This is a genomic window from Serratia sp. JSRIV002, assembly GCF_019968725.1.
GTDB lineage: Bacteria > Pseudomonadota > Gammaproteobacteria > Enterobacterales > Enterobacteriaceae > Chania > Chania fonticola_B.
In genome coordinates, this window is the sequence record NZ_CP074143.1 from 5,199,215 (window position 1) to 5,217,605 (window position 18,391).

The 18,391-nt window shown below is 57.1% G+C and carries 16 protein-coding genes; 5 read left to right on the forward strand and 11 right to left on the reverse strand.

The window, feature by feature from the left end; translation table 11 throughout:
• Positions 1-114: 114 nt before the first annotated feature.
• Positions 115-1,029 (forward strand): LysR family transcriptional regulator, encoded by a 915-nt coding sequence (locus KGP26_RS24370; protein WP_021179524.1) that lies wholly within the window; start codon positions 115-117, stop codon positions 1,027-1,029.
• Here KGP26_RS24370 and ftsP read toward each other — a convergent pair.
• The 3 genes from ftsP to parC all read right to left on the reverse strand — a co-directional run bounded on the left by ftsP (position 1,026) and on the right by parC (position 5,836).
• Positions 1,026-2,441 carry a cell division protein FtsP gene (ftsP, locus tag KGP26_RS24375; protein ID WP_021179523.1) on the reverse strand — a complete coding sequence of 472 codons (1,416 nt, stop codon included), beginning with the start codon at positions 2,439-2,441 and terminating at the stop codon, positions 1,026-1,028. The genes KGP26_RS24370 and ftsP overlap by 4 nt on opposite strands.
• A gap of 98 nt (positions 2,442-2,539) precedes the next feature.
• The gene (locus tag KGP26_RS24380; protein WP_021806853.1) at positions 2,540-3,271 is read right to left on the reverse strand and encodes a 1-acylglycerol-3-phosphate O-acyltransferase; all 732 of its coding nucleotides are present in this window, start codon (positions 3,269-3,271) and stop codon (positions 2,540-2,542) included.
• Between the two features lie 291 nt (positions 3,272-3,562).
• Positions 3,563-5,836 (reverse strand): DNA topoisomerase IV subunit A, encoded by a 2,274-nt coding sequence (gene parC, locus KGP26_RS24385; RefSeq protein ID WP_059201832.1) that lies wholly within the window; start codon positions 5,834-5,836, stop codon positions 3,563-3,565.
• Between the two features lie 278 nt (positions 5,837-6,114).
• Here parC and KGP26_RS24390 point away from each other — a divergent pair, with 278 nt between their 5' ends.
• Together KGP26_RS24390 and KGP26_RS24395 are read left to right on the forward strand one after the other, a co-directional pair.
• Positions 6,115-6,696, forward strand: coding sequence for an NAD(P)H-dependent oxidoreductase (locus tag KGP26_RS24390; RefSeq protein ID WP_179250512.1), 582 nt, complete (start codon positions 6,115-6,117; stop codon positions 6,694-6,696).
• Between the two features lie 45 nt (positions 6,697-6,741).
• The gene (locus KGP26_RS24395; protein ID WP_218520278.1) at positions 6,742-7,047 is read left to right on the forward strand and encodes a putative quinol monooxygenase; all 306 of its coding nucleotides are present in this window, start codon (positions 6,742-6,744) and stop codon (positions 7,045-7,047) included.
• A 1-nt stretch (position 7,048) separates the two neighbouring features.
• Here the strand turns inward: KGP26_RS24395 and KGP26_RS24400 are convergent, their stop codons facing one another.
• From KGP26_RS24400 to nudF, 6 genes are all read right to left on the reverse strand, one after another.
• Positions 7,049-7,945 carry a LysR family transcriptional regulator gene (locus KGP26_RS24400; RefSeq protein ID WP_166733410.1) on the reverse strand — a complete coding sequence of 299 codons (897 nt, stop codon included), beginning with the start codon at positions 7,943-7,945 and terminating at the stop codon, positions 7,049-7,051.
• A 92-nt stretch (positions 7,946-8,037) separates the two neighbouring features.
• Positions 8,038-9,933 carry a DNA topoisomerase IV subunit B gene (gene parE / locus KGP26_RS24405; protein ID WP_021179517.1) on the reverse strand — a complete coding sequence of 632 codons (1,896 nt, stop codon included), beginning with the start codon at positions 9,931-9,933 and terminating at the stop codon, positions 8,038-8,040.
• A gap of 89 nt (positions 9,934-10,022) precedes the next feature.
• Positions 10,023-10,598 carry an esterase YqiA gene (yqiA, locus tag KGP26_RS24410; RefSeq protein ID WP_021806858.1) on the reverse strand — a complete coding sequence of 192 codons (576 nt, stop codon included), beginning with the start codon at positions 10,596-10,598 and terminating at the stop codon, positions 10,023-10,025.
• Positions 10,598-11,425: a 3',5'-cyclic-AMP phosphodiesterase gene (gene cpdA / locus KGP26_RS24415; protein WP_021806859.1), complete on the reverse strand. Its 828-nt coding sequence runs from the start codon at positions 11,423-11,425 to the stop codon at positions 10,598-10,600. Before cpdA ends, yqiA begins: the two co-directional genes overlap by 1 nt.
• 27 nt (positions 11,426-11,452) lie before the next feature.
• Positions 11,453-11,878, reverse strand: coding sequence for a DUF1249 family protein (locus KGP26_RS24420; RefSeq protein WP_021179514.1), 426 nt, complete (start codon positions 11,876-11,878; stop codon positions 11,453-11,455).
• Positions 11,879-12,511: an ADP-ribose diphosphatase gene (gene nudF / locus KGP26_RS24425; RefSeq protein WP_021806860.1), complete on the reverse strand. Its 633-nt coding sequence runs from the start codon at positions 12,509-12,511 to the stop codon at positions 11,879-11,881.
• Positions 12,512-12,794: 283 nt separating this feature from the next.
• Here nudF and tolC point away from each other — a divergent pair, with 283 nt between their 5' ends.
• Positions 12,795-14,216: an outer membrane channel protein TolC gene (gene tolC, locus KGP26_RS24430; RefSeq protein ID WP_037376203.1), complete on the forward strand. Its 1,422-nt coding sequence runs from the start codon at positions 12,795-12,797 to the stop codon at positions 14,214-14,216.
• Between the two features lie 161 nt (positions 14,217-14,377).
• Entirely contained in the window at positions 14,378-16,327 is a 1,950-nt protein-coding gene (gene dhaR, locus KGP26_RS24435) for a dihydroxyacetone kinase operon transcriptional regulator DhaR (RefSeq protein ID WP_223664684.1), read from the forward strand.
• Here dhaR and dhaM read toward each other — a convergent pair.
• Entirely contained in the window at positions 16,324-17,754 is a 1,431-nt protein-coding gene (dhaM, locus tag KGP26_RS24440) for a dihydroxyacetone kinase phosphoryl donor subunit DhaM (protein WP_223664685.1), read from the reverse strand. The genes dhaR and dhaM overlap by 4 nt on opposite strands.
• Positions 17,751-18,389, reverse strand: a complete 639-nt coding sequence (gene dhaL / locus KGP26_RS24445) for a dihydroxyacetone kinase subunit DhaL (protein WP_223664686.1) — start codon at positions 18,387-18,389, stop codon at positions 17,751-17,753. Before dhaL ends, dhaM begins: the two co-directional genes overlap by 4 nt.
• Positions 18,390-18,391: the final 2 nt, after the last annotated feature.

An 18,391-nucleotide genomic window follows, 5' to 3' on the forward strand; every position in this document is an offset into this window, starting at 1 on the left:
GGATAATTTAATTCCCATAGTAGAGAGCGACAGCGGGTGACGACCAATACATTGTTGCCCGCTGATTTATTCCGTTTACCTATAAATACCCCGCATCGGGAGGCCCGAACAACCATGAAAAAGCCACTACCCGACCCTAGCCGGATCAACTTTCGCCTGCTGCACTATTTCCGCGTAGTGGCAGAGGAGATGAACTTTACCCAGGCCGCACAGCGGCTGAACATGTCCCAACCGCCGCTCAGCAAACATATCAAAGAGCTGGAAAACCAGTTGGGGGTGGAACTGTTCAAACGCACCACCCGCTCCATGGCGCTGACGCAGGCTGGACGCACGCTGTTCCATAACGTCGAAACGTTGCTGGATCAGGCGGGCAATGCACTCAATCAGGTACAGCAACTGGGCCGTGGCGAGGCCGGCCATATGGTGATTGGCATGGTAGGCACTTCGGTCTGGGGCGGTTTGATCCCGGCACTGAAACGCTTTACCGGGCAGGAAGAGAAGGTCACCTGGACGTTAAATGAGCAAACGCCTAGCCAGCAGATCGTCTCATTGCAGAAGCGACATATCGATATCGGGGTCTGGCGTGAGGCAAAACAACAGGCCCTGCCGGGGCTGGCCTGTCAATTATTGGCGCGGGAGAAGATCTCGGTGGTGCTGCCGGAGGGGCATCCACTGGCAACGGGGGAGGAAATCCAACTCCCCGCCCTGAAGCATGACAAATTTATCGTGCTGCCGCCCAACGAGGCCAGCCTGGGGCTGTATCTGCACAACCTGTGTCTGCAACATGGCTTTGCGCCAGACATCGTCCATCAGGTCAATGAACCGCAAACCTTGATGGCGCTGGTGGCGGAAGGCTTTGGCATTACGTTACTGCCGGATAGCTACGGGCGCATACCGTGGCCCGGCGTGCGTTTCTGCCCGTTGCAGGCGGCCCCTTCGGCGGATCTGTATGCGATCTACCACGCCGAAAGTGCCACACCGGTGGTGAAGGCGTTCCTGAAAATGCTGCGAACGCCCGGGGCTGTTTAAGCGGAAGCCTGGACCACAAACTGGCCGGTCGAACCGCGATCGGCCATTTCCAACGTCTGGCTGTAGAACAGGAACGGGAAGTGCTCCGAGGAAACCTGGTTGAAGTACACCAGCAGCTCCACGTCACCGTCGACCCAGACGGTATCCTTCCAGCCGCGATCTTCCGCCATCGGCTGCGCGCCATTGACGCGTTTCACCAGGAACTGCACGCCCTGAATGTGGAACGCCTGCGGCGTATCGGCATGAATGGTCCAACGCTCCCAGGTGCCCTGCATCGTTTGTACGTCGATGCGGTTCATATCCCAGATGGCCCCGTTGATGCCAGCCATCTTGTCTCCCAGACGGAATTCACGCGAGCGGCTGACGTTACCATCCAGCAGTTGATCCGCCAGCAGGCGCATTGGCAGATTGTCGGTGACCAACGGCAACAGGCCCGTCGGTTTCAACGTCAGTACCTGGGTGGAAACCAGCATGCTGGAAGGTTCAAACAGACCGCGCAAACGATCCATGATCCCTGCTGCTTCACCGGCGGTGAGGGTCACTTCGGCCCCCTGCGACATGTCGATCAGCACTTCGCGGCGCTCACCTGGAGCCAGAGAAAGTTGTTGTACCGCAACCGGTGCAGGCAAGAATCCCTGATCGCTGGCGATCACGTTGATCGGCCGCCCGTCGCTCAACTGCAACGAATAGCGCCGTGAGTTCGAGGCGTTCAGCAGGCGCAGGCGAACCCAGCCACGTGAGACTTCGATAAACGGGTTCTGCACGCCGTTGACCAACAGCGTATCGCCAATAAAGCCCCCCTGCGCCGGAGGATCGTATTCCGGCGTACCGAAGTTATCCAGGCGCTTGTCCTGAATGATCAGCGGGAAATCATCGACGCCGTAATGGTTCGGCAGCGGCAGGTTCTTACTGATTTCATCCTCGACCAGCCATAGGCCAGCCAGGCCGTTGTAAACGTGTGGTGCCATACGGTTCGGCGTGTTGGCGTGATACCAGCAGGTGGCCGCCGCCTGACGAATAGGGATCACCGGCGACCAGTCAACGTTGGGCGACATCATGCGCGGCGCACCGCCCATCAGGGTACCTGGCACCTGCAACCCGCTGATGGTCATCGATACCGGCTCGGGCAGGCGGTTGCTGTAGATCAGTTTGACATCGTCGCCGTTGTAGACCCGCACCGTCGGCCCCAGATACATGCCGTTGACGCCCCAGACGGATGCTTTACGGTTGTCCATAAAGGCCCAATGGGCACGTTGCAGGGTTAAAAACAGCGGCTGGCCACGGCGGGATTCCAGCAGTGGCGGGATCGGTAACGGAGTTGGCATCCCGCTCGCTTCGGCCCTCAGCGGCACGGTTCCTGCGCATAGCGCCAAGCCCGATGCCTGAATAAACTGACGTCGACTGAGTGACATATCTTCTCCATGAAAACAAAGCTGAACCGTGTGCAAAGCCCCGCTAAAGCGGGGCATAAACGGCATGAGGCCGTATGAAAATAGCTAACTGCGTTCTATTATTTTTTGGCGGCGTCTAGCTTGGCGACTTCCGCATCCAACTGGTCAATCTTCGCCTTCATCAGCTCGCGGCAATGGGCCGCCAGCTCACGCACCTGTTCTTTACTGTAATGACTGGTATCGACAGGTTCCAGCATCTCCACAATCACATGGCCGTTGTTCCAACGGTTCAGCTTGATCTTGTCGGTAGAAGAAACACAGATCGGCACAATCGGCACACCGGCAGCGATCGCCGCGTGGAACGCACCGGTTTTAAACGGCAGTAAACCACGGCCACGGCTGCGGGTTCCTTCCGGGAACATCCAGATCGAGATGTCCTGTTTCTTGAAGGCATCTACTACCTGAGCAATGGTGCCATGGGCTTTAGCGCGGTTATCCCGGTCGATCAGCAGGTTACCGGTCAACCAGTAAAGCTGGCCGAAAAACGGGATCCACACCAGGCTTTTTTTGCCCACGGTCACGGTGCGTGGCTGTACCGCATTAGAAACCGTCACCATGTCGTAGTTGTTCTGATGGTTGGCAATGTAAATACATTTGCCGTTGTTGTCCGCGCCAGTAGGCTTACGGAGTTCAACCTTGATGCCGAACACTGTCGACAGGCGGCCGAACAGATGGCCAAAGGTCGCTACATGGCGGGGGTTACGCGGGCTGAACAAGCAGTAAAGCGAACCGAAAAAACTCACCAACAGGCAATAGACCGTGACAATGATCGCACGTAATATCAATAACATAACAACCTCATTAGCACACTGCCAACCCGGCCGCCGAACGGCAGGGAAGATTTCTTTTTGTATGAGGAGCGCAGGCTGAAGAACGCGCGGCGCTTCTAAGTTCTCTATTTTCCCGCCAGCCAGCGATCGGCACAATAAATTTATAGCCGGAAAAATTAACTCACTTAAAAAAAAAGATCAGGATAAAAAAGCCCTGAACGGGTACGGGCGCAGCATGCAGCGCCCCTACGTAAGAATACCTGCGATCGCTTGGGCGCAGTTTATTGCGCCCAAGCAGGGTATATCACCGCTTTACTCTTCGCTATCACCCAACGATTCGCGCTCTGGCATATCCACCTCAACCCGATCGATACGCTGCAGGCCACGTGGCAACAACGTGCCCTTACGGCCACGCTCGGCGCGGAATTTCTGCAGATCTTCCGGGCGCAGTTTCAGCTTGCGCTTGCCTACGTGCAGGGTGATCGAGGTCTGCGGCGGCAGTACGAACAGCCAGGCCAGTTTATCTTCCCCACTGGCAGCCTGCGCCGACGGTATCGAGATAATCTTGTTGCCCTTGCCCTTCGACAGCTGTGGCAGATCGGCGACCGGGAACATCAGCATGCGGCCAGCGGTGCTGATAGACAGCAGCATATCGTCGCTGCCGTGAATTTCCATCGGCGGCAGTGCCTTGGCGTTGTCCGGCAGGGTGATCATCACCTTACCGGCGCGGTTACGTGCAACCAGATCGTTAAAGGTACACACGAAGCCGTAGCCAGCATCGGAAGCCATCAGCAGTTTCTGATCGTCCGCAGCCATCAGCACCTGCTCGATGGTGGCACCTGGCGGTGGCGTCAGCTTACCGGTTAACGGTTCACCCTGGCCACGTGCCGAAGGCAACGTCAGCGGATCGAGCGCATAGCTGCGGCCAGTTGAGTCGATGAACACCACCGGCTGGTTAGTCTTACCGCGCGCGGCGGCAAGGAAGCTATCTCCGGCCTTGTAGCTCAGGCCGCTCGGATCGATATCGTGGCCCTTGGCGCTACGCACCCAGCCCATTTGCGACAGCACAATCGTCACCGGCTCGGAAGGCACAAAATCGTGCTCGCTCATGGCCTTGGCTTCTTCACGTTCGGTCAACGGCGAACGACGATCGTCGCCATAAGCCTGCGCATCGGCCTGGATCTCTTTCTTGATCAGGTTGTTCAGCTTGCGCTCGGAAGCCAGCAGCGCCTGCAGATGATCGCGCTCTTTTGCCAGCTCATCCTGCTCGCCACGGATCTTCACTTCTTCCAGCTTGGCCAAATGGCGCAGCTTCAGCTCGAGGATCGCTTCGGCCTGGGTATCGGAGAGGCCAAACCGCTGCATCAACACCGGCTTCGGCTCATCTTCGCTGCGAATGATGTGGATCACTTCGTCGATATTGAGGAACGCAACCAGCAAACCTTCCAGAATGTGCAGCCGTTTGAGCACTTTTTCCAGGCGATAATTCAGGCGGCGGCGCACCGTATCCCGGCGGAAAACCAGCCATTCGGCAAGGATCTCCACCAGCCCTTTGACCTGCGGGCGGTTGTCCAGACCGATCATGTTCATGTTGATGCGGTAGCTGCGTTCCAGATCGGTGGTCGCAAACAGATGGTTCATCACCTGTTCCAGATCGATACGGTTCGAGCGCGGTACGATCACCAGACGGGTCGGGTTCTCGTGGTCGGACTCATCGCGCAGGTCTTCCACCATCGGCAGCTTTTTAGCACGCATCTGACTGGCGATTTGCTCCAGCACTTTGGCACCGGAAACCTGGTGCGGCAAGGCGGTGATCACCGCGCTGCCGTCTTCTTTCTTCCAGATGGCACGCATGCGTACCGAGCCACGGCCATTCTGGTAAATTTTGCGGATCTCTTCACGCGGGGTAATAATTTCCGCTTCCGTCGGGAAGTCCGGCCCCTGCACAAACTCCAGCAAATCGTCGAGCGATGAGCCTGGTTTGTCGATCAGGGCTACTGCCGCGGCGGCAATTTCACGCACGTTATGCGGTGGAATATCCGTTGCCATCCCTACCGCGATACCGGTTGTCCCGTTGAGCAGGATGTTCGGCAGGCGTGCAGGCAGCATCTTCGGTTCTTGCATGGTGCCGTCGAAGTTGGGCACCCAATCCGTGGTGCCCTGGCCCAGCTCGCCCAGCAGCACTTCGGCGTATTTCGACAGGCGCGATTCGGTATAACGCATCGCGGCGAAAGATTTAGGGTCATCCGGTGCCCCCCAGTTCCCTTGGCCATCTACCAGCGGGTAGCGGTAAGAGAAGGGTTGCGCCATCAGCACCATAGCTTCATAACAGGCGCTATCGCCATGCGGATGATATTTACCCAATACGTCACCGACGGTACGGGCAGATTTTTTGAATTTGGCGTTGTTGCTAAGCCCCAGCTCCGACATGGCATAGATAATGCGGCGCTGTACCGGCTTTAAACCATCGCCGATATACGGCAGCGCCCGATCCATGATGACGTACATGGAATAGTTCAGATAGGCGTTTTCAGTGAATGTGTGCAGCGGTAGACGCTCAACACCGTCATGAGTCAGTTCGCTCATTACTCAGATATCCTCAGACGACAAAGGGTCGATTCTGCCCGCGATAGTAACTCATCTGCGGGGTGGCTGTCACAGATGCTGCGTGGATCGGCCATTGATGCTAGCGATCTCCCCGGTTTATGCGAAATTTTGCCATCAGTGGCCGCCTTTCTTGACTCACAGTCAACACTGTTGTGCGCTAGATCGCATTTTTCCCTGCTGCAAGAAGGATTACACTCCGTTTCAACGATATGCCTTACGGCCATTACATTCTACATTCTGACAGGAACCCAGCACCCATGAGCAATATCCTGATTATTAACGCCAAGAAGCAATTCGGCCACTCCAACGGTGAGCTGAACCAGACCCTGAGCGACGTAGCGGAAAGTTTCCTGCGCGATGCCAAGCACGATGTGCAGGTCACCGTAGTCGATGACGGCTATGATATCGAAGCCGAAGTGCAGAAATACCTGTGGGCCGATACGGTGATTTACCAGATGCCAGGCTGGTGGATGGGCGAGCCCTGGATCCTGAAAAAATACCTCGACGAAGTGTTCACCGCTGGCCACGGCAGCCTGTATGCCAGCGATGGCCGCACCCGTTCCGATGCCAGCAAAAAATACGGTTCCGGCGGGCTGATCCAAGGCAAGACCTACATGCTGAGCCTGACCTGGAATGCCCCGCTCGAAGCCTTTACCGATCCCGAGCAGTTCTTCCACGGCGTAGGCGTAGACGGCGTTTATCTACACTTCCACAAAGCCAACCAATTCCTTGGAATGGAAGCACTGCCGACCTTTATCTGTAACGATGTGATTAAACAACCGGATATCGCCAGCGATATCGCACGTTTGCGCGCACATCTGGGCGAAGTGTTTGCTTAACTGTGATGGGTTTTATAAATCATACCGTTAGCCAGTGAGGCCATTATGATCACCGTAATTGCAGAAATCAGAACCAGACCGGGTCATCGTGAAAGCGTATTACAAGCGATTGAAAAGCTGTTGCCAGCGGTGTTGGCGGAAGAAGGCTGTGGCGGCTATCAGCCAATGATCGACGCCGACACCCAGGCACCGTGGCAGAAGCTTTCGCCGGATTCCATCTTTATGCTTGAGAAGTGGCAGAGCCAGGCGCATCTGGAACAGCACCTGCAGATGGATCACATGCTCAAGCACCGTGAAACCATCAAGGACAGCGTGCTGGACACAACCATTTACGTGCTGGATAACGCCTGACTCACATCTGTGCATCGGTGATATGCGCGCTGACATAGTCCAGAAAACAGGTGATCCGTGCGGCCAACTGGGCATTGCGATAATACACCGCGTTAATCGGCTGGCGGACATCCAACGTTTCGACCGCCAGCAGCTGAACCAGACGCCCTTCCCGCTGATCTTCCCGCGTCATAAAATCGGCCAATTGGGCAATCCCTTCCCCGCGTAGCGCCAGTTGCCGCAGCGTTTCGCCGCTGGAGGCCGATAGCGTCGGGGTAATGGCAAAGCGCTCCGCCTGCCGATGGCGCAGCGGCCACAGATTGAGCGACTCGGGCTGCGTAAAGCCCAGCAGGCTATGGTGGTTAAGCTCTTCGACACTCTGCGGTGCTCCAAAGCGGGCAATATAGTCCGGGCTGGCAAGAATACGTAACCGGCTGGCCCCCAGCAGGCGCGCGTGGATAGTGGAGTCTCGCAATGCACCAATACGAATGGCGATATCGGTGCGCTTCTCCAACAGATCGATAATCAGGTTATCAGTGTTCAGCTCCAGCTCAATCTGTGGGAAACGTTGGCGGAAACCGGCGACCAGCGGCACGATCACATGCTCCATAAAGGGCGCGGCAGCGTTAACCCGCAGCCTGCCCGCCGGGTTCAGACGACGCAGCGCCATCTGCTCTTCGGCATGTTCCACAGAGTTGATAATTTCCCGCGCATGGGCCAAAAAGCTCTGCCCCTCTTCGGTCAATTCCAGACGACGTGTGGTGCGGCGCAGTAACGTGGTATCGAGTTTTTTTTCCAGACGGCTCAGCGCCCGGCTGATGCCAGAGGTGGTTTGGCCAAGCTGCTCGGCGGCGGCGGTAATCGAACCGCTGTCGATCACGGAGGTATAAGCCAAGAGTTCTTCGAGGGTGATTTTCATGCATTCCGCCCTGGGTTATCGGGCGCAGCACGCAGTGCGCCAGGGATGGCACAATGTAAAAACGTGGGGCCGCAGTTGCGGCCCCACAGGCATCAGACGGAAAGCTCGGCGGTATCGCCCTTGTCTTGCAGCCAGTTGCGGCGGTCTTCCGAACGCTTCTTCGCCAACAGCATGTCCATAATGGCCATGGTCTGATCGGTATTCTCGTCATCGATGGTCAATTGCACCAGACGGCGAGTGTTTGGATCGAGCGTCGTTTCACGCAGTTGCAGCGGGTTCATCTCACCCAGCCCTTTAAAGCGCTGTACGTTCGGCTTGCCCTTCTTACGCTTCAACTGCTCCAGCACGCCGGCTTTCTCTTCCTCGTCGAGGGCGTAATAGACTTCTTTACCCAGGTCGATACGGTATAGCGGTGGCATCGCAACGTGCACATGGCCGCCTTTCACCAACGAACGGAAGTGGCGAACAAACAGCGCACACAGCAGCGTGGCGATGTGCAGGCCGTCGGAGTCCGCATCCGCCAGGATACAGATTTTGCCGTAGCGCAGTTGGCTGAGATCTTCGCTGTCGGGATCGATGCCGATCGCTACCGAGATATCATGCACTTCCTGCGAAGCCAACACTTCGTCTGAGGAAACTTCCCAGGTGTTGAGGATCTTGCCCTTCAGCGGCATGATCGCCTGATATTCGCGATCGCGCGCCTGCTTGGCCGAGCCGCCCGCCGAGTCCCCTTCCACCAGGAACAGCTCGGTCATGCTCAGATCCTGCGAGGTGCAGTCCGCCAGCTTACCCGGTAACGCAGGCCCGCTGGTCAGCTTCTTACGTACCACCTTCTTCGCCGCACGCAGGCGACGTTGAGCGCTGGAGATCGCCAGTTCGGCCAGTTGCTCGGCCGCCTGGACGTTCTGATTCAGCCACAGGCTGAAGGCATCTTTCACCACGCCGGAAACAAACGCCGCGCACTGGCGAGAAGAGAGCCGCTCTTTGGTCTGGCCCGCGAATTGCGGATCCTGCATTTTCACCGACAGCACGTAGGCACAGCGATCCCAGATATCTTCCGCAGACAGCTTCACGCCGCGCGGCAGGATATTGCGGAATTCACAGAACTCGCGCATCGCATCCAGCAGCCCTTGGCGCAGGCCGTTGACGTGCGTGCCGCCCTGCATGGTGGGGATCAGGTTGACGTAGCTCTCCGTCAGCAGTTCCCCGCCCTCCGGCAGCCACAGCAGCGCCCAGTCCACCGCTTCGGTATCACCGGCAAAATTGCCGACAAACGCCTTTTCCGGCAGAGTGATCAGGCCGTTCACCGCTTCCATCAGGTAGTCGGTCAGGCCGTCCTGATAGCACCAGCGCTGCTCGGTATTGTTCAGCTTGTCAATAAAGTAGATTTCAACGCCGGGGCACAGCACCGCTTTGGCTTTCAGCAGGTGCGACAGGCGGGAAACCGAGAAGCGCGGGCTGTCGAAGAACTGCTCGTCAGGCCAGAAATGAATGCTGGTGCCGGTGTTGCGTTTGCCGCAGCTACCGGTCACCGCCAAATCCTGCACCTTGTCGCCGTTCTCAAAAGCGATGCTATAGACGTTACCGTCGCGCTTGACGTTGACTTCCACCCGTTTGGACAGGGCGTTAACCACCGAAATCCCCACGCCGTGCAGGCCGCCGGAGAACTGGTAGTTCTTGTTGGAGAATTTACCGCCCGCGTGCAGACGACACATGATCAACTCAACCGCCGGTACGCCTTCTTCAGGGTGGATATCCACTGGCATACCGCGGCCGTCGTCGATCACTTCCAGCGACTGATCGGCGTGCAGGATCACGTCGATACGCTTGGCATGGCCCGCCAACGCTTCATCGACGCTGTTATCTATCACCTCTTGACCGAGGTGGTTCGGACGCGTCGTGTCGGTATACATACCGGGACGACGGCGCACTGGTTCTAGACCGCTGAGTACTTCAATGGCATCAGCGTTATAGCTGGATTGAGTCATCGTTGATTATTTTTTCGTGGTTGAGGGAAGGTGCCGAAATCGCCCGCTGCCTGTTCAGTATATCTGTGATAGCTGAAGTTGCTGCGGCGTCATAGCCCTAAAAAATCCACAATCTGGGGGAAGTAGTGCTCGAAACCGACGAAAGCGTGGTTTCCGCCCGACTCCACCGTTTGCCGGCAGGCGGTGTAATAAGCCACTGCCTGACCGTAATCGAGAATTTCATCGCCCGTTTGCTGTAGCAACCAGATTAAATCCGGCGACTCCAAGGGATCGACCTGCATCACTTTCAGATCATAAACGTGGCGTGACTCTAACACATATTGCTGCCCGGTGTAGGGGTTCTCGTTGCTTCCCAGATAGTCGATCAGCAGCTCATACGGCTTCACCGCAGGGTTTACCACTACCGCTGGCAACGCAAAACACTGCGATAACCAGGTGGCATAATAACCGCCCAACGAGGAGCCTACCACGCCCATCGTCTGGCCTGCCCGCGCCATCACCAAATCTTCCAGCATTTCCGCCGCCTCCGCCGGGTAAGGCGGCAACTGCGGTACCAGCATGTCGATATGGGGATGATGTTCCGCCAGCCAGGCTTTGAAAGCCGTGGCCTTGGCCGAAAGCGGCGAGCTGTTGAAACCGTGCAGGTAAAGTAAGGTTGAAGGCATCAGTAGCCGTCCGAATCCATGTCGGGGCGGAAGTCATCGTTTTCCAGCCGGAATACCTGGGTTTCCACCCGGCCATCCGGCAACAGGTCAAGATAGCGCCAACCTGGGGAAACGTCGTCGATGGTAAAATTGGTGCAGTGCGGCTTGAATTGTACGCAGGTGGACGGCGTAGCCAACAGCCGACGCCCGTGCCAGCCCAGATCCAATTCCTGGTGGATATGCCCGCACAGCAGGGTATTCACTTTCGGATAGCGCCACAGCACGGCCGCCAGCGTATGCGGGTTACGCAGACTGTGTTGATCCAGCCAGGTGCAGCCGGAAGGCAACGGATGGTGATGCAGTAACAGCAGCGTGTAGCGCTCTGGATGAGCTTCCAGACAACGTTCCATCCACTCCAGCTGGTATTCACTCAGCTCGCCGTGCGGCACGCCAAACACCTGGCTATCCAGCAATAACACCTGCCAGTTGTCCCCCAGCAGCACCTGCTTGGAAGGTGAGATACCGGCTGCGGCCAGCGCATCTACCATCGCAGGCTGAAAATCGTGGTTCCCCGGCAGCCAGACACAGGGCGCGGGTAAACGGGTGATGCCATCGGCAAAGTGCCGGTATGCCGCCTGGGAGTGATCCTGCGCCAGATCGCCAGTTGCCACGATCAGGTCGCACTCACGCTGCTGCGCGATCACCGCATCCAGCACCGCGTGATAGCTGGCATAGGTATTGATGCCGAGCAAGGTCTCACTCTTGCCAGCAAACAGGTGGGTATCTGTTATTTGTAAGATCCTGACCTTGGCCCCACTCGCCACGGGCAGTCTAAACAGGCTTTCCAAATGGTGTCCTTTGTTATCTCCGTCGACCTAACAAGCCGGAACCGCCATTGCTCCATGCGCTAAACAGTAGCGCAACCAATCAGCAAGAAACTGGTTAATTTGATGCTTTTCGTCGCGTTGATGCAACTTTTTGTTCGGATAATCATAACGCGCTTTAAACCGATAGATCTGCTGACTGGAACACACTTCCGCAACCATCGCGTCGTGGTACAGCCGTACCGTCATCGCAGGCAGGCTCCAGTAGCTGACCGCAGGCGCAGTCTGCTCAATCTGCACCAGCGTGGTGTAACGGGTAGATTCAACAATAGTCAGACGATAATGGGCGCCATTCACCTGATAAGTGACGGTTTCATCAACTTCGTCGTTGCGCGGCATCAAACGCCGCAATTGCGCGAAGTTGGTTTCACACAATCTCATCATTTCGGGGAAGTCAGGGGTATAGCGCTTTTGCATTTAGTTGGCCCATTCTGCTTTAAGCGATTCATGGTGCAACGCCAGCCACTGCAATGCAATCACTGATGCGGCATTATCAATCGCGCCTTCTTCAACCCAGCGGTAAGCCTGTTCGCGGCTGACCACGTGGACACGGATATCTTCATGCTCTTCGGGCAATCCGTGGATCCCTTCGGCCGTCAGGGCGTCAACCTCACCGACCATAATAGACAGACGTTCGCTGGTGCCACCAGGGCTGGCCAGATAGCTCAGCACCGGCTTGCAGCGCCCGACCACCACGCCAGCCTCTTCCAATGCTTCGCGGCGGCACACGTCCTCAACGCTTTCTCCCGTTTCGATCATACCCGCAACCATTTCCAGCAGCCAAGGGGAAGCTGAGCTATCGATGGCCGGGATCCGCAGTTGTTCAACCAGCACCACTTCGTCCCTGATGGGATCATAGGGTAGCAACACCGCCGCATGACCGCGCTCAAAAACCTCGCGAGTGACCTCACCGCTCATCTCACCGTTGAACAGACGATGGCGAAAGCGATATAAGTCGAGTGAAAAAAAACCACGGTATCGCGTCTCTCGTGCAATAATTTCTACATCATTTTTGTCGAAAGTAACGGGTGAAGGTTGCGAGCGGTTCATCTACGAATTCTCCTGTGTGATTATGCCGGCAAAATAAAGGGATTTGATGACAGAAACGGCGGGATTATCTTCACCCGCTTTGTGTTAGATTGTGAACCATGATATCAGGTAGCGCCGATGCAAATAGCCCAGTGTCAGTAAACGTAGCGTACACCAAGGTAAAAGTTCTGTGAGATGGCACATTAAGCCACCCTCAGCGCTCGGCAGACTCTGCTAGAATTGGCAACTATTCGTCTATCGTCAGCGCTAACATAGCAATATTGCTGCACAACAAGGAATGCAAATGAAGAAACTGCTCCCCCTTCTTATTGGTCTGAGCCTCGCTGGCTTCAGCACCATGAGCCAGGCAGAGAACCTGTTGCAGGTTTACAAACAGGCCAGGGAAAGTAACCCGGATCTGCGTAAAACCGCTGCCGATCGTGATGCGGCGTTTGAAAAAATCAACGAAGCACGCAGCCCGTTGCTGCCGCAGCTTGGCTTATCTGCTGGTTATACCTATAACAACGGCTTCCGCGATGCCAATGGGCTTAACAGCAATACCACCCAAGGCTCGCTCGCGCTGACCCAGACTATCTTTGATATGTCCAAATGGCGCGCGCTGACGCTGCAGGAAAAGACCGCCGGTATTACCGATGTCACTTTCCAGACGTCATCCCAGAAATTGATCCTGGATACGGCCACCGCCTATTTCAACGTACTGCAGGCGATCGACGCCCTGTCCTATACCCAGGCGAATAAACAAGCGGTCTACCGTACCCTGGATCAGACCACCCAACGTTTTAACGTGGGCCTGGTTGCCATTACCGACGTGCAGAACGCCCGTGCCAACTACGATACCGTATTGGCCAACGAAGTGACTGCCCGTAACAACCTGGATAACGCGGTAGAATCGTTACGCCAAATTACCGGCACCTTCTACCCGGAACTGGCCTCGCTGGATACCAACAAGTTCAGCACCAAGCGCCCGGATGCCGTCAACAGCCTGTTGAAAGAAGCGGAAAGCCGCAACCTGAGCCTGCTGTCTGCCCGCCTGAACCAGGATCTGGCCCGTGAGCAGATCAAATCGGCACAAACCGGCTATATGCCAACGGTTGATTTAAATGCTTCTACCGGGATCACCAATTCCAAATACAGCGGTTCCAGAGCTAACACAGGGACCAGTGGCAACGACTCGATTAATGGCCAGAACCAGGTCGGCATCAGCGTTAGCGTGCCGCTGTACAACGGCGGCGTAACCAACTCGCGGGTAGAACAGGCGCAGTACAACTTCGTCGGAGCCAGTGAGCAGTTGGAAAGCGCCCACCGCAGCGTGGTGCAAACCGTGCGTTCCTCCTTCAACAACGTTTCTGCGTCCATCAGCAGCATCAGCGCTTATAAACAAGCGGTGGTTTCTGCCCAGAGTTCTCTGGATGCGACCGAAGCCGGTTACGAAGTGGGTACCCGTACCATCGTTGACGTGTTGGATGCGACAACCACGCTGTATAACGCCAAGCAACAGCTTTCCAATGCGCGTTATTCTTACCTGATCAACCAGCTGAACATCAAATCGGCGCTCGGCACGCTGAACGAAAACGATCTGATGATGCTTAACGGAACACTAGGCAAGCCAATCTCCACCGCGCCAGATGTGGTAGCCCCCCCAACAGCGGCGCAAGATGCCTATGTTGACGGTTCCAGCACCACTCGGCCAACGGCTAGCAGATAACCTGCTCCAGCTTTGAGCTACCGAATAGCGGGGCCCGGCATTTGCCGCGCTCCGTTTTTTTATCCAATAATCCCGCATCTGCCCCTCACCTCACAGCCTCTCTAAACAGGTTAATGTTATGATTGGCTCCCTATTGGGGTTTATCTGCTGAACGGGATCTGATGGACAACGCTTCACTCTGGCAACGGTTGATCACCGAAGGCGCGTTACCGCCACAGCTGCGCCCCTCCCCGGCCATTTATGCCTCCTGGCTACGCTGCAGCCATCTGATGCAACCCGCCGTGTGGAAAGCCCCACATCGCGCCCTGGGCACTACCTTCGACTCTATCTGCCGGCGTAAGGATGATTTCATTACGCTCGGCCAGGCGGCGTTGGAAGATGCCTGGGAATATATGGAGCAGCGCCAATGCGTGTTGCTGATCCTCGACGAAAGCGGCTGCACGCTGTGGCAATGCGGCGACAAGGCGACCGGCGAACAGCTGCTCGAACTGGGTTTTGCGCCCGGTGCTTATTGGGCAGAAGGCGATATCGGCACCAATGCCCCTTCCCTGGCCGCATCCGAGGGCCATCCGGTACAGATCCATAGCGATGAACACGTGCGCCAGGCGCTGCATGGCTGGTCATTCTGCGCCGCACCGGTACATGACAATAGCGGCCGCCAGCGTGGTATGTTGGCTTTGGGTTGCCAGTTGGCCGATTGCAATGCGGGCGATCTTTCCCTGATCCTGGCGATCGCCCGAGAGATCGGCAATGCCCTGAACGCCGACGGCTTGCTGGCCGAATCCAATCGCCATCTCAATCAGCTCAACGGGCTACTGGACAGCGTAGACGACGGCGTTATGGCCTGGGATCACCGGGGTTATCTGCAATATATCAACCCGCGCGCCGCCACTATGCTCAAGCTTCATGAACAGCAGAGCCAAGGCAAACCACTGGCACAGTTGCTGACGTTACCGGCCTTGCTTAACCGCGCCATCAGCCAACGCCAGCCGTTACAGCATGTGGAAGTCACCTTTGAAAGCCAGGGCCAGTTTATCGCCGCGCTGCTCACCCTCAAACCGATATTGGACGGTGAGCACTGTAGCTTCATCGCCTTGCTGCATCCCTTGGAAAGGCTGCATCAATACGTCAGTAGCCAGATCGGCCGGGTCAGCCACACCTTCGAACAGATGCCTTCAGGCACCCAGGAAATGCGTCGCCTGATCCGCTATGGCCAGCAGGCGGCGAAGGGCCATCACCCGATTTTGCTGTGCGGTGAAGAAGGGGTGGGGAAAGAGCTGCTCAGCCAGGCCATCCACAATGCCAGCGAACGTGCCGCCGGGCCTTATATCGCCTTGAACTGCCAGTTGCTGCCCGAGGCACAAGGGTTGAAGGAGTTACTCGGCAGTGATGCCAACGAAGAACAGGCGGGCCAGCTCAGCAAGTTCGAACTGGCCAACGGCGGTACGCTGCATCTTGAACAGGTCGAATACCTGCCGCTGGCCATGCAGTCCGCCCTGTTGCAGGTGCTAAAAACCGGCGTGGTAATGCGTATGAATTCCAGCCGCGTGATCCCGGTGAACGTGCGGGTGATCGCTACCAGCGCCGCCAACCTGGCACTGCTGGTGCAACAGAATCGTTTTCGTCGCCAGTTGTTCTATAGCCTGCAGGCCTTCGAGATCCAAATTCCGCCGCTACGCCAGCGCCTCAGTGACATCCCTTTGCTGGTTCAGCACCATCTGCGCGCTCTGGAGCAACACTTCCAGTGCCGCTTCCGGGTAGACGACGAGGTAATGACCCAGCTTGGCCTGTACCTGTGGCCGGGTAACGATCTGGAACTGAAAGGAGTGATAGAGCGCGCCGCGATGATTTGCCACGGCCATCATATTCAACTGGCCGATCTGCCCTCTCACTTGCTCAGTCATCAGCCGCTAGTGGAAAGCGACACTCAACCAGCCATGCCGCTGCTGACGCTGGCGGAAATGGAGGTGCAGGCGATTATCCGCGTGGCCAACGTCAGCCACGGGCAGCTTAACGAGATGGCGCAGCTGCTGGGTATCAGCCGCACCACGCTGTGGCGTAAAGTCAAACAGATGAATATCGATATCAGCCAGTTCAAGCTGCGGGGTTAATGGCTGAGTTGTAAGGTGCCGCGCGCCGCATCCAGCATCGCTTTCTGACCGCTGCGGGTCTTGCTCATACATTCGCTCATGCCGACCACCATCGGGATCCCCATCGCTTTGGCCAGGATCGCGGTGTGTGACAAGGCATTGCCGCCGCTCAGGCAAATACCGAGTACCATGCGCCGATCGAGCATCACGACGTCGGAAGGCATCAGCTCATCCATCACCAGGATCGCTGGCTCATTGAGCACGATCGCCGGGATAGGCTGCCGTGCCAGATGGCTCAGCGTACGGCGCAGCATGTCACGTACGTCCAGTTCCCGCGCCTGCAAATACTCATCATCCAGCGCCCGATAATCGGCGGCAATCTGCTCCAGTTCCTGCCGCCACGCCTGTTCCGCGCTGCATTGCTGTTGTGCGATACGGGTAAAGGCGGCCTGTTGCAGGTCGGGATCGTCTAGCAACATGCTGTGCGCCCCGAAGATCGCCGCCTGCGGTTTACCGATCAGATTGCCTGTGCGATCCGCCAGCTTGTTCAGATCGTCTAACGTCTGCTGCAATGCGATACGCAGGCGCTGCTGTTCATTGAGCACGTCATCGGCCCCTAGCTGGCGCTCTTCCGTTTTCGGCCAGAAGCTCGACACCTGGAATATCGGACCACTGCTGACGCTTTCCTCCACGGGGATACCGTGCAGTGAAGGCAATTGCTGCTCAGATACGGTTTCGCCAAAGTGCTGTTCTGCCAACGCCTTGAAAGCTGCCAGGGCCTCATCGGCCTGCGCACCATCGGCAATCAGGCGGATAGTGTCACCGTGGCGAACCTGCAACAAAGCAAGCTGATTCAGGCTGCGCGGATTGGCACATTGGCCATGCTTTTCCAGCACCAGTTCCGCTGCAAAAGGAGCCAGAGCCTCTGCCAGACGCGCCGCCGGGCGAGCGTGCAACCCGTGCGGATTCTGTACCGTCCAACTCAGGCTTTTCCCCTGGCTCAGCGGTAAATTCAGTGGCTTGCTGGCGGGTATCTCCTCACCAAGCTGTGCCTGCTTGACCTGCAAGGCTCCTTGCGCCTCTGCCAGTACCTGCTCCAGGCTACCGCCCGCGTTAGCCGCTACGACCGCGGCCAGCGTGCCTTCCACCAACGGTGCCGCACACAGCACCACCTTGGCCGCCACCTCTGGGTCGAGCAGCTCAAGCGCGGTTTCCGCACTCAATAATGCGCTACCGAGATCCATCAGCACCACGATCCCCGCTCCGTCCGCCACGGATTCGATCGCTTCCATCACTTTCACCGCATCGGTGCCGATCGGGTGGAGCTCATCATCGACCCCCGCCGCCAGCACCAGTTTGCACCCCTCGCCGCGCATCATCTGGCGGGCGAGTTGCTCAACACCCTGCGCCAGTTGTGCACTGTGCGAAACCACAACGATGTTGATCATCCTGCCTCCTCGACCACTTGGGCCAGCGTTTGTATCATCAGCATGACGGAGGTTGCGCCCGGATCCTGGTGGCCGATGCTGCGTTCGCCCAAATAGCTGGCGCGCCCTTTACGGGCCTGCATGACGATGGTGGCCTGTGCGGCCTGCTCCGCCCGCACGGCGGCCTGTTGTAGCGCTTGGGTCACGCTGAGCTGCTGATGTAGCGACTCGCCCAGGCTTGCAACGACCGGCCCCCAGACATCACACATGGTTTTATCGCCCAGTTCTGCCTTGCCGCGCATCGCTACGCCTTCCGCGCCTTCCTGGATCACCTGCTTCAATTCCACCAGATCCAGGCTTTGCTTGGCATTGGCCGCCTGAGCCGCACGGATGAAGAAGGTGCCAAACAGCGGACCACTGGCACCACCAACGCTGGAAAGTAGCGTCATACCGGTGTTCTTGAGAATAAATCCGATGTCCTTGTCCGCTACCGAGGGCAGCTTTTCTACCACCTTGCTAAAGCCACGGTTCATATTCAGGCCGTGGTCGCCATCGCCAATATCGCTATCCAACTGAGTCAAGAAATCGCGTTCGCGGGTAAAGACCTCACCACAACGCATCAACCACTCAACGACCTGCTGTTTGCTTAATGTCATGA

Bases quoted from the DNA above. Each gene is read 5' to 3' on its own strand.
- KGP26_RS24420 (WP_021179514.1), bottom strand. From the start codon at position 11,878: ATGCAAAAGCGCTATACCCCTGACTTCCCCGAAATGATGAGATTGTGT.
- parC (WP_059201832.1), bottom strand. From the start codon at position 5,836: ATGAGCGAACTGACTCATGACGGTGTTGAGCGTCTACCGCTGCACACA.
- tolC (WP_037376203.1), top strand. From the start codon at position 12,795: ATGAAGAAACTGCTCCCCCTTCTTATTGGTCTGAGCCTCGCTGGCTTC.
- dhaM (WP_223664685.1), bottom strand. From the start codon at position 17,754: ATGATCAACATCGTTGTGGTTTCGCACAGTGCACAACTGGCGCAGGGT.
- KGP26_RS24395 (WP_218520278.1), top strand. From the start codon at position 6,742: ATGATCACCGTAATTGCAGAAATCAGAACCAGACCGGGTCATCGTGAA.
- nudF (WP_021806860.1), bottom strand. From the start codon at position 12,511: ATGAACCGCTCGCAACCTTCACCCGTTACTTTCGACAAAAATGATGTA.
- KGP26_RS24400 (WP_166733410.1), bottom strand. From the start codon at position 7,945: ATGAAAATCACCCTCGAAGAACTCTTGGCTTATACCTCCGTGATCGAC.
- KGP26_RS24390 (WP_179250512.1), top strand. From the start codon at position 6,115: ATGAGCAATATCCTGATTATTAACGCCAAGAAGCAATTCGGCCACTCC.
- ftsP (WP_021179523.1), bottom strand. From the start codon at position 2,441: ATGTCACTCAGTCGACGTCAGTTTATTCAGGCATCGGGCTTGGCGCTA.
- KGP26_RS24370 (WP_021179524.1), top strand. From the start codon at position 115: ATGAAAAAGCCACTACCCGACCCTAGCCGGATCAACTTTCGCCTGCTG.
- yqiA (WP_021806858.1), bottom strand. From the start codon at position 10,598: ATGCCTTCAACCTTACTTTACCTGCACGGTTTCAACAGCTCGCCGCTT.
- dhaR (WP_223664684.1), top strand. From the start codon at position 14,378: ATGGACAACGCTTCACTCTGGCAACGGTTGATCACCGAAGGCGCGTTA.
- parE (WP_021179517.1), bottom strand. From the start codon at position 9,933: ATGACTCAATCCAGCTATAACGCTGATGCCATTGAAGTACTCAGCGGT.
- KGP26_RS24380 (WP_021806853.1), bottom strand. From the start codon at position 3,271: ATGTTATTGATATTACGTGCGATCATTGTCACGGTCTATTGCCTGTTG.
- dhaL (WP_223664686.1), bottom strand. From the start codon at position 18,389: ATGACATTAAGCAAACAGCAGGTCGTTGAGTGGTTGATGCGTTGTGGT.